The following is a 13,483-nucleotide window of genomic DNA, read 5'->3' as shown; positions in this document are numbered from 1 at the left end:
CCATTCAGACCTCCCTTTTGGGAGTTTGAATCAGAACCTAGACCAGATGGGAATCCTGAATCTCAACAGACCCTAGAGACCTTCGACAAGAACCATGTTGGTTGTCGCGGTATGCTGTCGGATTTTCGCCAGCTCCTGATAGTCCGGGTCATTCTTCCAGGCCCGGGCTTTTTCCATATCTGGAAACTCCATCAGCACCACACCGCCTTCAGGCCAAGTTCCCTCGACGCATTCCACCGGTTTTGACGAAACCGTAAGCAGGCGGCCATTGTGGCGTTCGAAAATCGGCATGAAGCCTGCGAGATACTCCTGATATCCTGTCGGATCTCGGATTTCTATTTGCGCAATGAAGTAGGCAGGCATTCGGCATCCCCCCATGGAAATTGTGACTTCAGTCTAGGTTTTCCACGAACAAAAGAAAACGGCGGTTCCCAGGGAGGAGGAGGGGAACCGCCGTTCTTTGCAACACCGAAGCAGGGAGGAGGAGGCCCCGATGTATCCGAACCCGGGATCGACGCCCGGTATGAGGGTCGCGGCGGTGCAGGGAGGAGGAGAGCACCGCCGCGCGCTTTCTACACCAGGCAGGGAGGAGGAGAGCCCGGTGTATCGGCATCCGGCTTTCTTTGCCGGTATTGATGCGGCGGCATCAGGGAGGAGGAGGATGCCGCCGCCTTGTTTCAGGCCCCAGGGAGGAGGAGAGAGGCCTGATCCGTAAAACTCTTGCGCTTAGCGCGCGGTGTACTCCTGCGCCGCCTGAAGAGCGACGCGTTTGATCATCGACCGGTGAAGGCCAAGATCCGCCAATTCACGGCCGGAGAGTTTCGACAACTCGTTGACCGTCTCGCGGTACACGCGGTACCGGGTGAAGCGCGCCGCTGCCGCTTCGATCATCGCCGAAAGGCCAAACCCGTGCTCGACCTTTATTGCGGTATGTTCGCTTGCCATCGCCATTGTCGTCTTCCGTCTCTGTTCGGTAGCGCCTTCGGGTGGCGCCCTGTTGAGACTGAAGATAGGGGAATGCTGCAAGTGCACAATAGCTTTTCGGGTCAATGCTGCTATGCAGCAAGCGCATACTTTCCTGGAAACCCTATGGAATCGCAGAATTTTCCTTTTTTTATTGAGCTTTTTGTGGGGCGGGTGTGGGGTGCGGGAAAATCCTGAATGAACATTCAAGCTTTGACGCCTGAAAGTTACGCCACGTGACTTATTTTGCGGCGCAAAAAAAGTCAGGCATTGAGGCAGCCTCGGACGAGGGAGAGCTCTCTCTATCTGGCGTGCTTTGCTGAGCTACAGGGAATCGACAACGGCGCGGGATTCTCGCGGCGTGTTGTGAGAGGGCGAGCGTTCCCATGGGAAATCGTGGGCGGGGACGGGGCGTGCCCTGGGTCGGGTCGCTGTTTTTCAATGAACGGCGCTGATTCGCGGCGCTAGTTCAGAACAATCAAAGAACATTTCTTGTTTAACCAGAGCAGGGGAAATTTTTCTGGGATTTTTTGGGAAATCGAGGGGACATGCCTCGTATACTATATATAGTTGCATGAGTAGAAAAGGTGACAATTTGTGGTGACTAAATCGTTCATTACATGATATTGTGTGGCTTTTCTTACCATCAGGCTTGGATGAGGCCCTCAAAATGCAGTTGATTTCCATGATTTCCCATGGCATCCCTTGTTCATCCGATGAGGACGAGGCGACAGGGGCACCAAACGACCCCAACCAAAAAATAAAGGTTTCATACAGGCATCTCGCTTTCATCGAACGAAGAGATCCGGCGCGCGAGCGAGCAGACATCCCCCCAGGTGGCGCGCGCAGTCGGACACCCCGCAAGGCGGGCAAAGTCGGCGGGTTGATCAGTGGCAGCAGATCAACCCGCCGTTTTCATTCTGGGGGACGGAAAGACAATGGGGGCGCAAGCGAAAGGGACAGTCAGCTTGGCGCGCAGGTTTAGAGGCGAAAGCCACCACAAGGTGGATGCTAAGGGGAGGGTGTCGATACCCGCCTCGTTTCGCCGTGTCCTGGAGGCAGGTGACCCCAACTGGCAATCCGGTGGCAACCCCGAACTGGTCATTGTCTATGGCGACCATCGCCGTAAATACCTTGAGTGCTATACCATGGAGGCGATCGACGAGGTCGATGCCAAGATCGACGCGCTGCCGCGCGGCTCGATGGAGCGCAAGATGCTCCAGCGCATGTTCCATGGTCAGTCCTTTCCGACCTCGGTCGATGAAACCGGTCGCCTGGTTCTGCCCGCCAAACTGCGCCAAAAGATCGAGCTGAACGACGAGGCATTCTTTATCGCCGCGGGTGACACGTTCCAGATCTGGAACCCCGCGACCTACGATGCCGAAGAACTGGCGGCGGCCGAGGAATGGCTCGACGAGTTGCCGGACGACTTCGATCCGATGCAGTTTCTCGACGGGGCCGGGGGCACCTGAGGTCATGTCCGCTGCCGCTGCCCCCCCTTCTAACGATCCCCACATTCCGGTTCTGCTGCGCCCCCTTCTGGCGGCGGTGGCCCCGGTGTCCGGCGTCTGGCTGGACGGTACCTTTGGTGCTGGCGGTTACACGCGCGGCCTGCTCGCGGCCGGGGCCGACAAGGTCATAGCGGTCGACCGCGACCCGTTGGCCTTCACAATGGCCGCCGATTGGGCCGCCCAGTATGGTGACCGCCTGGTTATGCAGCCCGGCGTGTTTTCGCGTCTGGACGAATACGCCTCGGAGCTGGATGGGGTCGTGCTGGATCTCGGCGTCTCCTCGATGCAGCTCGATCAGGCCGAACGCGGATTTTCGTTCATGAAAGACGGCCCGCTCGACATGCGGATGAGCCAGGACGGGCCAAGTGCCGCCGATCTGGTCAATTCCGCCTCGGAAAGCGATCTGGCCGATATCCTGTTTCACTATGGCGAAGAGCGCGCCAGTCGCCGCATCGCGCGTGCCATCGTCAAGGCCCGGAGTACGGCGCCGATCGAGACCACGTTGCAACTGACTGCGATTGTCGAGTCCTGTCTGCCACGCGCAAAGCCGGGCCATTCGCATCCGGCGACGCGCAGCTTTCAGGCGCTCAGGATTGCAGTGAACGCCGAGTACGAAGAGCTGTTCCAGGGCCTTATGGCCGCCGAACGCGCCTTGAAACCCGGTGGCAAGCTGGCTGTGGTCACCTTTCATTCGGTCGAGGACCGGATGGTCAAGCGGTTCCTCCAGGATCGTGCCGGGCGCACCGGGCGCGCAAACCGATATGCACCCGAAACTATCGAGGATCTCCCGCGGTTCGAGCTGCTGACCCGCAAGGCGGTTGGTCCCGACGATCAGGAACTGTCGGAAAACCCAAGGTCGCGCTCGGCCAAGCTGCGGGTCGCGGTGCGCACGGACGCCCCGGCTGGAGAAATAGAGGCAAGGGCGATCGGAATGCCGCAACTCAAGGGGGGGACGCGGTGAAAAGCGTGATCTATGTGCTGACCGCATTGGCGGTTCTGGGATTGGCGCTCTGGGCTTATCAAGAGAATTACCGGACGCAGGAAGTGCTGAACGAGACCCAGCGGCTTCAGCGCGAGATTGGCGCGGCGCAGGTGCGCCTGAGCGTTCTGCGGGCAGAGTGGGCCTATCTCAACCGCCCGGACCGGCTGCGGGAACTGGCGGATCTGAATTTCGAAAGCCTAGGCCTGTTGCCGATGCGCCCGGACCAGTTCGGCCGGGTGGCCGATATCATGTTTGCCGTCGATCCCGAATTGCCGATTGTCGACGGTGTCGATGTGTCGAACTTCTCCGATCTCGGAACCCTGCCGCCGGAGCAACAGCCATGATCCGCACCCCGCTGCGCCCGCTTGCCCGTATTCTGGATGCCCGCGCCAAGGGTGAAAACCCCGACCTGATCGAACGCGAGAACATCCGCCGCAGGCATGACGAGATGCAGGACCGTGCCCGCGCCCGCGCCGAGGGGCGGTTGCTGGTTCTCGGTGTCTTCTTTTTCTGTGCCTTCTCCGTCGTGGGCGCCCGCATGGGGATGCTGGCCTCGTCCGAGGCGCAGGAGCCGATGGCCAGCGCCACCGGCGCGTCTATCGCCACCCAGCGCGCCGACATCATCGACCGCGAAGGACGGCTTCTGGCGACGAATTTCGAGACACACTCGCTCTATGCCCAGCCCCCCCTGATGGTCGATCCGGTGGCCGCCGCCGAGGGGCTGGCGCGGGTGTTTCCGGATCTCGACAAGGAGCGGCTGATCCGGGATTTCACCGGCAAGCGGAAATTCATTTGGATCAAGAAACGCATCAGTCCAGAGCAGAAGCAGGCGGTTCACGATATCGGCGATCCGGGCCTGTTGTTCGGCCCGCGCGAGATGCGGCTTTATCCCAATGGCCAGCTTGCCGCGCATATCCTGGGCGGGGCCGGGTTCGGTCGCGAGGGGGTCGAGGCTGCCGAAGTGATCGGTGTTGCCGGCGTGGAGAAGCAGTTCGACGGCTATCTGCGCGATCCGGCAAATGGCGACAAGCCCTTGCAACTGTCGCTGGACCTGACGGTTCAGGCGGCGATGGAGCAGGTGCTGTATGGTGGCATGAAGATCATGAACGCCAAAGGCGCCTCGGCGGTTCTGATGAACGTTCACACGGGGGAAGTGGTTGCAGCCGCATCGTTGCCCTCGTTTGATCCCAACGACCGGCCGCGCCCGCCCGTCAGCGGGTTCGACCCCTCGGACAGCCCTCTGTTCAACCGCTATGTGCAGGGTGTCTATGAACTCGGGTCGGTGTTCAAGATCTTTACCGCAGCTCAGGCCGTGGACCTTGGGCTGGTCAATTCCGAAACCGTCATCGACACCTCGGGACCGATGCGGATCGGCAAGTTCCCCATCGGCGAATTCAACAACAAGAACTATGGCAAGATCAGCGTCGCGGACGTGATTGTACACAGCTCTAACCGGGGCACCGGGCGCCTGGCGCTTCAGATCGGATCCGATCGGCAGCAACAGTTCCTTGGCGCACTGGGCATGTTCGAACCAACACCCTTTGAAATCGTCGAAGCGGCAGGTGGTCAGCCTCTCAAACCCAAGACTTGGGGTGAGCTTAGCACCGTGACCATCTCTTACGGTCATGGCCTGTCGACCAGCCCGATGCACCTAGCTGCGGGCTATGCGGCGATTGCCAATGGCGGGCAATATGTCAGTCCCACGATCCTGAAGCAGAAAGGTCCGCAATACGGCCCGCGCGTGATGTCGGAAAACGCGGCGCAACAGGCGCGCATGATGCTACGCAAGGTCGTCACCAGCGGTACCGCCAGCTTTGGCGAGGTGCCCGGATACGTTGTTGGCGGCAAGACCGGCACCGCCGACAAACCCAAGCCGCGCGGCGGATATTACGAGGACAAGGTGATCGCGACCTTCTCCAGCATCTTCCCGGCCAATGACCCGAAATACGTTCTGGTGGTGACACTGGACGAGCCCTGGATCGTGGCATATGGCGAAAAGCGCCGCACCGCCGGTTGGACGGCTGTTCCCGTCGCCGCAGAACTGATCGGTCGGGTCGCACCGCTGCTGGGTCTCAGGCCACAGCTTGAGCCCGGGCAAGGGGCTGGTTATACGCTCACCTCGAACTGAATAGGGGTAGGGGCGCCATGGGCGATACGGCAAAGACACTCGGCCAACTGGGCCTGACCGCGCGGAGCGGCCGGGATCCGGTGATCACCGGGCTGGCGGTGGACAGCCGCCAGGTCAAGGATGGCTATCTTTTCGCCGCGCTGCCCGGGACCCGCATCCATGGCGGGGAATTCATCCGATACGCGCTGCGCATGGGCGCGAGCGCCGTGCTGACCGATGCCGAGGGCGCCCGCATCGCGGCCGATGAACTGGCCGCCTCGCAGGCCGCGCTGGTGGTTGTCGAGGATCCGCGCCAGGCGCTGGCGCTGACGGCGGCGCTGTGGTTCGGGGCGCAGCCCGCCACCATGGTCGCGGTCACCGGCACCAATGGAAAGACGTCGGTCTCGACCTTCGTGCGCCAGATCTGGACCGAGCTGGGCCATGACGCCGTCAATCTTGGCACCACCGGGGTAGAGGGCGCCTGGACCGCGCCGCTGGCTCATACCACGCCCGAGCCGATAACCCTGCATCGTTGTCTGGCCGAGGCGGCGGCAAACGGCGTTACCCATGCGGCGATGGAGGCCTCCAGCCACGGGCTGGAACAGCGGCGGTTGGACGGAGTGGTGCTCAAGGCCGCCGGGTTCACCAATTTCACCCAGGACCATCTGGACTATCACGCCACCTTCGAGGCCTATTTCGCCGCCAAGGCGGGGCTGTTCCGTCGGGTGCTGCCGCCCGACGGGGTGGCGGTGATCAACATGAACGACCCAAAGGGCGCCGAGATGCGCGCCATTGCCGCCGCGCGCGGCCAGAACGTGCTGACGGTGGGGCGCGGCCCCTGCGACCTGAGCCTGACCAACCAGCGGTTCGACGCCACCGGTCAAGACCTGCTGTTCTCGTGGCGGGGCAAGGCCTATCAGGCACGGCTTGACCTGATCGGCGGTTTCCAGGCCGAAAACATCCTTTTGGCCTGCGGGCTGGTCATCGCCAGCGGCGACGCGCCCGAGCGCGTCTTTGAAACCCTGCCGCATCTGGGCACGGTCCGGGGTCGGATGCAGCTGGCCGCGACCCGTGCCAATGGTGCGGCGGTCTTTGTCGATTACTCCCATACCCCCGATGCTGTGGCCACCGCGCTCAAGGCACTGCGCCCGCATGTGATGGGCCGGCTGGTGGCCATTGTCGGCGCCGGAGGCGACCGTGACCCCTACAAGCGTCCGCTGATGGGCAAGGCGGCGGTGGAAAATGCCGATATCGTCATCATCACCGATGACAATCCGCGCAGCGAGGACCCCGCCCTGATCCGCGCCGCCGTGATGCAGGGCGCGCCCGGTGCGACCGAGGTCGGCGATCGGGCCGAGGCAATCCTTCGCGGTGTCGATACGCTGGAACCGGGCGATGCTCTGCTGATCTGCGGCAAGGGGCACGAGACCGGGCAGGTGGTGGGCGACCAGGTGCTGCCCTTTGACGATGTGGAACAGGCCAGCATCGCGGTGGCCGCGCTGGAAGGACGGCTGGCATGACCCTCTGGACCGCAGCCGAGGCCGCCGAGGCCACAGGGGGCCGCGCCATGGGCGACTGGCAGGTCAGCGGCATCTCGATCGACACCCGCACCATTGCGCCCGGCGATCTGTTTGTCGCACTGACCGCCGCCCGTGACGGCCATGACTTTGTGGCGCAGGCGCTGGACAAGGGCGCGGGCGCCGCGCTGGTTTCGCGCATCCCCGAGGGGGTGGCCCCGGATGCGCCACTCTTGCTGGTCGAAGATGTTCAGACCGCGCTTGAGGCTTTGGGCCGCGCCGGGCGCGCCCGTACGCAGGCGCGGGTGGTGGCAGTGACTGGCAGCGTCGGCAAGACCTCGACCAAGGAAATGCTGGCCGCCATGCTGGGCGCGCAGGGCCGCACTCATGCCAGTGTCGCCAGCTACAACAACCATTGGGGCGTGCCGCTGACGCTGGCGCGGATGCCGCGCGACACCGAATTTGCGGTGATCGAGATCGGCATGAACCATCCCGGCGAGATCGCACCGCTGGCCCGCCAGGCGCGCCCGCATGTGGCGATGGTCACCACTGTCGCTGCTGTACATCTCGAGGCCTTTGACGACGTGGCGGGCATCGCCCGCGAAAAGGCTGCGATCATGGAGGGGCTGGAGCCCGGCGGTGTCGCAGTGCTGAATACTGACATCGCCGAGGCCGATATCCTGCGACAGGTCGCCACCAGCGTCAGCGCGCGTCAGGTCACCTTTGGCCGTAGCGCCCGGGACTACTGCCTGAACGCGGCCGAGGTTGTGGGAACCGAGACGCATACAAAGGCGCAAACCCCCGAGGGTCGCATCCACTTCACCCTGCAATCGGCAGGCGCCCATTTCGCGATGAACGCGCTGGGTGCGCTGGCCTGTTGCGATGCACTGGGCGCGGATCGCGCGCAGGCGCTGGCAGGTCTCGAAAGCTGGATGCCCTACAAGGGACGCGGCGCACGCGAGAGCATCGCGCTGGAGGGTGGCGCGATCACCCTGCTTGACGACAGCTACAATGCCAACCCGACATCAACAGGGGCGGCTTTGGACGTGCTGGCCTTGGGCTCAGGCTCACGCCGCATCGCCTTTCTGGGCGATATGAAGGAGTTGGGCCCCCAAGCTGAAGCGCTACATGCCGCTCTGGCGGCCCATCCGGCGATGGCGCAGATCGACCGCGTGCATTGCCTCGGCCCGTTGATGCGGGCCCTGCACGCAGCGTTGCCCGAAGGAAAACGTGGGCTGTGGTCCGAAACCAGCGCCGATATGGCGACCAAGGTACAGGACCTGGTTGCGGTCGGCGATATCGTGCTGATTAAGGGGTCGCTTAGCATGGGATTGGCGCGGCTTGTTGACGCGCTGCGCGAAATCGGCCATGGGGCCGGATCGAAAAAATCGGCAAACGATTAGGGACAGCGGCGCATGCTATATTGGTTGACGGCCTTGTCGGACGGGGGGGATGTCTGGAACCTCTTCCGCTATATCACCTTCCGGGCAGGCGGCGCTTTCATGACGGCGCTGATCTTCGGCTTCCTGTTTGGACGCCCCTTGATCAACGTTCTGCGCCGCAAACAGGGCAAGGGCCAGCCGATCCGAGATGATGGGCCAGCGGGGCATTTCTCCAAGGCGGGGACGCCTACTATGGGGGGGTTGCTGATTGTTGGGGCTTTGATGACTTCGACCCTGCTCTGGGCGCGTTGGGACAATCCGTTTGTCTGGATGGTACTTTTCGTCACGATGGCCTATGCGCTGATCGGCTTTGCCGACGATTACGCCAAGGTCTCGAAGCAGAACACCAAGGGCGTCTCGGGCCGGATGCGGCTGGCGCTGGGCATCATCATTGCGGTGATCGCAGCCCTTTGGGCGAGCTACAACCACCCCGAGGCGCTGCAAAACCAACTGGCCCTGCCTGTGTTCAAGAACACGTTGATAAACCTCGGCTATTTCTACGTCCCCTTCTCGATCTGCGTGATCGTCGGCGCCGCCAACGCGGTCAATCTGACCGACGGTCTGGACGGTCTGGCGATCATGCCGGCGATGATCGCGGCCTCCACCTTGGGCGTCATTGCCTATGCTGTGGGGCGGGTCGATTTCACCGAATATCTCGATGTACATTATGTACCGGGGACCGGAGAGATCCTGATCTTCACCGCCGCTCTCTTTGGCGCGGGCCTTGGGTTTCTGTGGTACAACGCGCCGCCTGCGGCCGTGTTCATGGGCGATACCGGCTCCCTCGCGCTGGGGGGCGCGCTGGGCGCGATTGCGGTGGCGACCAAACACGAGCTGGTGCTGGCCATCGTCGGCGGGCTTTTTGTCGTGGAAGCTCTGAGTGTTATCATCCAGGTGCTCTATTTCAAACGCACCGGCAAGCGGGTGTTCCTGATGGCCCCGATCCATCACCATTACGAGAAAAAGGGCTGGGCCGAACCCACCATCGTGATCCGGTTCTGGATCATCTCGCTGATCCTGGCGATGATTGGGCTGGCCACACTCAAGGTCCGCTGAGGTGGGCCTTTTGTCCTGCGAATTGACCGTTTTGTACGTGGTCAGAAGAGACGATTGACCGTTTTGTACGGGGCGGTACGCCCTGTTCCCGTTCTTCATGGTCCACTCATAGGTCACTCTGTCGAGGCGGCTGGACCATGACGTGAAACGGGCAACGGATGGCGTGCGGGGTGACTATAGCGACTTACTGGAGCCGTGGTTTTGACGGCAGCCATGCGGGCGAAGCGGACACTCACCCGGTGGCAATCTCGTCGATCAATTCGGCGCAAACCTCGATATAGCAATCGACGTCTTGTTCGGTGTGTGCGAACGAGACTTGGGGTCCGGCTGATACGATCGCGTCCCAGATGCCGCGATTGGCAAGATAGGTGTGGCGAAGGTTGTAAAAGTCGGCGTGGACCGAGCGTAACGCCTGGACGTAGGTGCGGGGAAGTGAGGGCGTCAGGCAAAAACCCGACCGCGGCCCATAGCGAAACGCACGCCAAGGCAGGTCATACTTGGCGATTATCGCATCAAGGCCGTCAGCAAGGCGCGCGCCGAGTTTTGCAATGCGGGTGTGGGCTTCGGGCGTGGCCACCTCATCCAGCATTGCGCGTGCGCCCGCCATCGATAGTGCGTTGCCATAGGTCGTGCCGCCAAGCGCGATACCGGGTTCGGGCACAGTATCGCTGTCCTGATGTTGGTCGATGAAGCGGGCGAGTTTCGGGGTCAGTCCGTAAGCGCCCAGCGACACGCCAGCTCCAAAACCTTTTCCGAGCGTCAGGATATCGGCCTTTAGTCCGCGTTCACCGATCAAACCGCCGTATGCCATTTGCAGGGTATGCGTTTCATCAAGGGCGAACAATGCGCCGGCCGCGCTGGTCAGCTCGAATGCCCCCTCCAGAAAGCCAGGGTCGGGCAACACGAGAGAGCAGTTGGTCAGTGCGGGTTCGATCAAGACAAGCGCGACATCGCCCTTGCCCAGCGCGGCCTTCAGATGGTCCAGATCGTTGAAGGCGACATTAACCGCATCGGCCGTCGCACGGGCAGACACACCCATGCTGGACGGGCGGGCCGGTTCGTTGCCTTCCGGGCTGCCACCTTTAGCCAGAGTGGTGTCGATATGGCCGTGGTACTTGCCGGTGAAAAGCACCACCTTGTCGCGACGAGTATAGGCCCGCGCAATCCTGATCGCCTCGATGTTCGCAGCTGACGCGGTGCCCGTATATTGCCAGAACGGCATTCCGGTCCTTGCGGCCAGCGCGGCAGACACGTTGATCGCGTCCATGGACGGCTGCAAATACTGGATACCCCGTGCGGCACAGTCGGCAAGTGCTCTGGAAACCGCGTTTTTGCCGTATCCGACGGTATTTGAGAGATCCGCAAGGTTGAAATCCACAAACTCATTGCCGTCGATATCGCGAAAGACACTACCCTCGCCGCCGTCTACAAAGACCGGGGGGTGACTGAAAAACGCCGACATCCATGACATGGGTACGCCGTCGGGCATGAACCTGCGCGCGACTTCACGCGCTGCCATGGATTTTGGAATCCGAGCATGGAACCGCGCGAGTTCTCGGGCGTATAACGGTGCCAGGCGCTCTTTGTCCAGAAGATCCATCTGACATTTCCCAAGAGGGCGGTAGTTTGACCGCAGTGTCGGTTGATCCTGCCTCTGCATCAAGCGCTCTTTGTCAAAATGGCGCCTATGATTGTGCAAACTCGCGGAATTGCCCATACCAGTTTGGGCTCGAAGCAGACGTTCTCGCGCTTGCAATGTCGATTGGTCGATGCGCCCCTTGTGAAATCATATGCGTCGCACCCAACGCATGTCTTTACAGCCCTGTGTGCGATGGTCCTTTCGCGCCTCGCAGATTACTCTTCCGGCACGCCCGCCATTCGTAATCCTTCGAAGAACCTGTCGTTGTAGACAGGATCCTGCAATTTCATCGTTTCGCTCCAGTTTTGGATGGTGGGTTCGAAACCTAGAAGGCGCAGCTCGTCCATTTCCCATTCGGCGTCTTCGATTTCATTAAGATGGCCAAGCACAGATACCAGGTAAAGCCGGCTGGACCGCCATCGCGGGTTCTGCTCGGTCGATTTTACCAAACTGTCCCGGGCCGCTTCGTATTGCATCAGTTGAAACTGGTTCGCCCCAAGAACGAAATAGTACCAGAACGGCGACTGCGGGTTCAGCCGCATAGCTGTTTCAATATGCGACAACCCTTCTTCGGCATTCCCGGTGAAATGCAGCACGTTGGCAAGCGATGCATGCCCGTCCGCATAGTTCGGGTCGATCTCCAGAGTGCGGCGCAAACTGGCGATCGCCTTTTCGCCATCGAAGAGCTCTTTGCGTGTATAGACACGGGCCAAAGCCCAGTACGCCAGAAGCAGGTTTTCATCCTGCGATATAGCCTCGCGTGCCATGCTGCGGGCGAGTTCGAGCGTGGCCTTCGTATCGGCGACCCAGTTCGAATCCACGGCAAGCGTGTAGGCGGAGGCAAGCCGCGCTTTCGCGGTTACAAAGCGCGGGTCGATTTCGAGGGCTTCATGATAGAAACGGATGGCTGCGAGGGTCGAGTCCTTGGTGAAAAAGCTCTCTTGCTGCCGGGCGCGCAGGTAAGCGTCATAGGCCTCGGGGCTGTCAGTAATCGGCCTTGACAACAATTCGGCTTCCTCGGGGGTCAATTTGACCTTGAGCGCCGCGACAATCTTGGTTCGCACGTCGTCCTGCAAGGCGAGGATTTCAGTGCTGTGCCCTTCGTAACGTTCCGCCCAGATATTGGCACCGGTTCCTGTGTCCACCAATTGCGCGTTGATGCGGATATGTTCGCCCGCCTGCCTCAGGCTGCCTGACACGATGTACCGGGCGCCCAACCTTTCGGACAATTCCCCTACGTCATAGTTGCTGCCCTTGTAGGCAAAGGTCGAATTGCGGGCGATCACCACCAACCCGGATACCTTGGACAGATCCGTGATCAGATCGTCGGTCATCCCGTCTGCGAGATATTCCTTATCCGTTTCATCAGACAGACTTTCAAAGGGCATGACGGCCAACGAAGGCAGTAAGTCTTCCTGACGCAGTCCGGCCTGTTCCGACGGTTCAGGCTGTGGGGGGATCCAGGGCTGCCAGTATGCGGCGCCGGAAACACCGGCAACGAGCAAGAGTGCCGCGCCGAGCCGGGGTAAAGTTACTTGCATCCTGCTCGGACGCTTCTTCGCATTTTGCGTCTGCGGAACCGTACTGAATACATGAATGGGGCGTTCTATGTTCTTGACCTTGCAAGCGCCCAGATCATGCCATTCGATGTTGAAATGCGTTGCGGCATGTTCGAGGACCTGCCGCGTGATGCAGACCGATCCCGGGCTGGCGAGGCTTTCCAGTCGCGCGGCGATGTTGACGCCGTCTCCGTGAATGTCGTCGTGCTCGCTGATCACATCGCCCAAGTGTACGCCGATCCGCCATAGAAGGGGGCTTTTGGTCTCATTGGACGCCTCCCATGCTCTGCATTCATCTTGGATTTCCAGGGCACAACCGACAGCATCCACCACGCTGGCAAACTCTGCCAGCACACCGTCGCCCATGAGTTTAATCAATCGGCCGCCATGTTTTTCTATTTGCGGCCTAATGATCTCGTTGAGATGAATCTGGAGTGCAAGGTAGGTGCTGCGTTCATCGGCCTCCATCAGCCGACTGTAGCCAGCAACATCCGCAGCCAAGATTGTTGTAAGTCGCCTTTCCAAAGAAATTGCTTTCGGTGTCGGGACGGACCCAGAGGGGCTATCCATTAACAATATTGGCTGAAATGGCCGGGGTCTAGCGAAACCGCTCTGTGAACCGCGCTGGGTTGCCGGAGGTTGGCTTGGACATATCGGGTCGAGCGGTGGGCTGGATGAAATGCCTGGACCGGCCTTGCCTGCATGGC

Annotated in this window: 11 protein-coding genes; 7 read left to right on the top strand and 4 right to left on the bottom strand. The window is 61.1% G+C overall.

Translation table 11 applies throughout. The features are described from left to right. Window positions 1–72 precede the first annotated feature (72 nt). Window positions 73–363 (bottom strand): DUF1330 domain-containing protein, encoded by a 291-nt coding sequence (locus OEZ49_RS16945; RefSeq protein WP_263389424.1) that lies wholly within the window; start codon window positions 361–363, stop codon window positions 73–75. Between the two features lie 363 nt (window positions 364–726). Beyond that, window positions 727–951 carry a DUF1127 domain-containing protein gene (locus OEZ49_RS16940; RefSeq protein WP_263389423.1) on the bottom strand — a complete coding sequence of 75 codons (225 nt, stop codon included), beginning with the start codon at window positions 949–951 and terminating at the stop codon, window positions 727–729. 980 nt (window positions 952–1,931) lie between these two features. On the opposite strand from OEZ49_RS16940, the gene mraZ reads away from it, so the two are divergent. From mraZ to mraY, 7 genes are read left to right on the top strand one after another with little or no spacing between them, the layout of a single operon-like run. Continuing rightward, window positions 1,932–2,435 (top strand): division/cell wall cluster transcriptional repressor MraZ, encoded by a 504-nt coding sequence (mraZ, locus tag OEZ49_RS16935; protein ID WP_263389422.1) that lies wholly within the window; start codon window positions 1,932–1,934, stop codon window positions 2,433–2,435. A 4-nt stretch (window positions 2,436–2,439) separates the two neighbouring features. Further along, window positions 2,440–3,435 carry a 16S rRNA (cytosine(1402)-N(4))-methyltransferase RsmH gene (gene rsmH, locus OEZ49_RS16930; protein WP_263389421.1) on the top strand — a complete coding sequence of 332 codons (996 nt, stop codon included), beginning with the start codon at window positions 2,440–2,442 and terminating at the stop codon, window positions 3,433–3,435. Continuing rightward, window positions 3,432–3,800: a cell division protein FtsL gene (gene ftsL / locus OEZ49_RS16925; protein ID WP_164131845.1), complete on the top strand. Its 369-nt coding sequence runs from the start codon at window positions 3,432–3,434 to the stop codon at window positions 3,798–3,800. The genes rsmH and ftsL overlap by 4 nt, the downstream gene beginning before the upstream one ends. Continuing rightward, window positions 3,797–5,584, top strand: coding sequence for a peptidoglycan D,D-transpeptidase FtsI family protein (locus tag OEZ49_RS16920; RefSeq protein WP_263389420.1), 1,788 nt, complete (start codon window positions 3,797–3,799; stop codon window positions 5,582–5,584). Before ftsL ends, OEZ49_RS16920 begins: the two co-directional genes overlap by 4 nt. Before the next feature lie 17 nt (window positions 5,585–5,601). Further along, window positions 5,602–7,083, top strand: coding sequence for a UDP-N-acetylmuramoyl-L-alanyl-D-glutamate--2,6-diaminopimelate ligase (locus OEZ49_RS16915; protein ID WP_263389419.1), 1,482 nt, complete (start codon window positions 5,602–5,604; stop codon window positions 7,081–7,083). After that, window positions 7,080–8,483 (top strand): UDP-N-acetylmuramoyl-tripeptide--D-alanyl-D-alanine ligase, encoded by a 1,404-nt coding sequence (locus OEZ49_RS16910; protein WP_263389418.1) that lies wholly within the window; start codon window positions 7,080–7,082, stop codon window positions 8,481–8,483. Before OEZ49_RS16915 ends, OEZ49_RS16910 begins: the two co-directional genes overlap by 4 nt. A 12-nt stretch (window positions 8,484–8,495) precedes the next feature. Beyond that, the gene (gene mraY / locus OEZ49_RS16905) at window positions 8,496–9,578 is read left to right on the top strand and encodes a phospho-N-acetylmuramoyl-pentapeptide-transferase (RefSeq protein WP_263389417.1); all 1,083 of its coding nucleotides are present in this window, start codon (window positions 8,496–8,498) and stop codon (window positions 9,576–9,578) included. A 232-nt stretch (window positions 9,579–9,810) separates the two neighbouring features. On the opposite strand, the gene OEZ49_RS16900 is transcribed toward mraY, so the two are convergent. Together OEZ49_RS16900 and OEZ49_RS16895 are read right to left on the bottom strand one after the other, a co-directional pair. Beyond that, a complete protein-coding gene (locus OEZ49_RS16900; protein ID WP_263389416.1) occupies window positions 9,811–11,178 on the bottom strand; it encodes an aminotransferase class III-fold pyridoxal phosphate-dependent enzyme in 1,368 nt (455 codons plus the stop codon). A gap of 254 nt (window positions 11,179–11,432) precedes the next feature. Further along, entirely contained in the window at window positions 11,433–13,277 is a 1,845-nt protein-coding gene (locus tag OEZ49_RS16895; protein ID WP_263389415.1) for an adenylate/guanylate cyclase domain-containing protein, read from the bottom strand. Window positions 13,278–13,483 lie beyond the last annotated feature (206 nt).

It is taken from the genome of Ruegeria marisflavi, from assembly GCF_025673445.1.
GTDB lineage: Bacteria > Pseudomonadota > Alphaproteobacteria > Rhodobacterales > Rhodobacteraceae > Ruegeria_B > Ruegeria_B marisflavi.
This window is presented reverse-complemented; position numbering and strand designations above follow the sequence as displayed.